Here is a 2237-nt window from a genome sequence, read left to right as displayed (position 1 = left end):
ACGGGCGCCGTCGCCGACGGCGGTGAGAGGAAGGCCGCGCCGAGATCGGTTCCCTCGACGATCGGGGTCTCTTCGAGCAGCAGCTCACCATCGACGAAGATCCGGCCGGTCTTCGAGGTGGCGAAGCCGAGGTGGACTTCCTCGGACGCATCCGGGACGAGGATCGTGCGCAGGACCAGGCGGCTCGCCTGGGCGACGGGCGCGTCACCGCCGAACCAGATCAGCGAGGTCGACTGACGATGTTCGTTGAACAGCTCGTTGTCGTCCGCGTCGAGGAAGGTGGCGACGAGGCCGAGCTCGCCGGTCTCCGGGTTGCGGAGCTGTGCGATGGGGATCTCGGCGACCCCTTCTTGCACCACCGCGCCGAGCGCGTAGTCCACACGCGCGCCGGGCAAGGCCTCGCGGATCGCCTCGAGCGGCGTCACGACGCGCGCCGGGATCACCGTGGCACTGCCGCCGCCCTGCGTCCGTGCCACGCGGGCGTTGTTGCCGATCACGGCGACGTGACGCAGAGCCGACGCTTCCCAAGGCAGTTCGGCGGCGTTGCGCAACAGGACACTGCCTTCGATCGCCGCCTCGCGGGCGAAGGCGACGCCGTCGATCCGCTCCGGCTCGGCAGGTCGCCCCCCGTCGAGGGCCCCGACACGTTCGGCGAGCGCGAGAATGCGCAGAACCTTGCGGTCGAGATCGGCCTCTGCGACGCGTCCCTCGCAGACCGCTGTTAGCAGCGCGTCACTCCAGGCGGGGGACGGGCCGGGCATGGCCAGATCTTGCGGGGCAGAAGCGGCGCCGAGGCTGCGCACAGCGGTCCAGTCGCTGACCACCATGCCGTCGAAGCCCCACTCGGCTTTCAGCGGCGTCTCGAGCAGGTGGTTCTCGGTCATGGTCACGCCGTTGACGGAGTTGTAGGCGCTCATGATCGCCCAGGCGCCGGCCTGCACCGCTCGTTCGAACGGCAGCAGGTACAGCTCCCGCAGGCTGCGCTCGTCCACCCGCACGTCGACGGTGAAGCGGTCCGTCTCGGAGTCGTTGGCGACGTAGTGCTTCGGAGTGGCCGCGACCCCGTTGTCCTGCAATCCGCTCACGTAGGCGACGGCAAGCTCGGCGGTCAGCTCCGGATCCTCGCTGAACGCCTCGAAATGCCGGCCACCCAGCGGCGACCGGTGCAGGTTGATGGTGGGGCCGAGAACGATATCGACGCCCTTCCGGCGGGCCTCGGCGGCCGCGACGGCCCCGTAGCGCCGCGCCAGCTCTGGATCCCAGGACGCGGCCAGCGCCGTCGCGGAGGGAAGGTTGATTGAGGGACTCCGCTCGTCCCACACCGGTCCGCGCACGCCTGCCGGTCCGTCAGACAACACCATGGCGCGCAGCCCGATCCGTTCGATCGGCGTCGTGGTCCAGAAATCGGCCCCCGAGACCAGCCGCACCTTCTCCTCGAGATCAAGCCGCGCCAGCATTTCCAGCAGGCGGGTCGGTGTGGGCGTCATGCGGTCCTTCCGGTGGTGTGCTGGGCGATGAAGTCCCGGTACCAGTACGCGCTCTGCTTGGGGATGCGCCGCTGGGTGGGGTAGTCGACGTAGACGAGGCCGAAGCGTTTCGAGAAGCCGTGCGACCATTCGAAGTTGTCGAGGAACGACCACGCGAAGTAGCCACGGACATCGGCCCCCGCGGCTACGGCGTCGGCAACCGCTCGCGTGTATCCGTCCAGGTAATGCACGCGTTCCGGATCGCGCACCTCGCCGTCCGGCGTCGGGTAGTCGAAGAAGGCCGCACCGTTCTCGGTCACGTAGATCGGCAGCTCGGTGAACTCGTTCCGGACGCGCAGCAGGACGTCGCGAAGGGCGTGCGGCGTGTCCGACCAGCCGAACGTGGTCGGCGCCGGCTCGACCTGGACCATCCGGACCTCGTTGAACGGCGCCGACGGGTCGTGCTGGATGAGCGTGTTGGTGTAGTGGTTGATGCCCGCGAAGTCCGTGGGGACGGCGATCAGTGCAGGGTCTCCCGGGCGAACCAGCCCGCTCTCGGTCTCGTCGCCGGTGAGCCCATGGGCGCCGAACACCTCGACGACGTCGTCGCCGTAACCGCCACGGTAGAGCGGTTCGAGGAAGATCCGGTTCATCCGGATGTCCATCGCCGCGGTCGCCCGGGCGTCGTCGGATGAGTCCGAGAGCGGGGCGAGGTTGCTGACTATGTTGGTGATGCCGACGCTGACCGCGGGGCGTCGCTCGCGGAAGGCG

At 69.0% G+C, this 2237-nt stretch carries 2 protein-coding genes; both read right to left on the bottom strand.

Features of this window, described 5'->3' with window-relative positions:
- On the bottom strand, window positions 1-1487 hold a 1487-nt coding region (locus ELR45_RS03720), incomplete at its 3' end, for a glycoside hydrolase family 3 protein (RefSeq protein ID WP_165367451.1).
- The coding region (locus ELR45_RS36740) for a family 1 glycosylhydrolase (RefSeq protein ID WP_205855835.1) at window positions 1484-2237 on the bottom strand (754 nt) is incomplete at its 5' end. The genes ELR45_RS03720 and ELR45_RS36740, both read right to left, overlap by 4 nt.

The sequence above is a fragment of the Phytoactinopolyspora endophytica genome (assembly GCF_004138495.1).
Taxonomy (GTDB): domain Bacteria; phylum Actinomycetota; class Actinomycetes; order Jiangellales; family Jiangellaceae; genus Phytoactinopolyspora; species Phytoactinopolyspora endophytica.
This window is presented reverse-complemented; position numbering and strand designations above follow the sequence as displayed.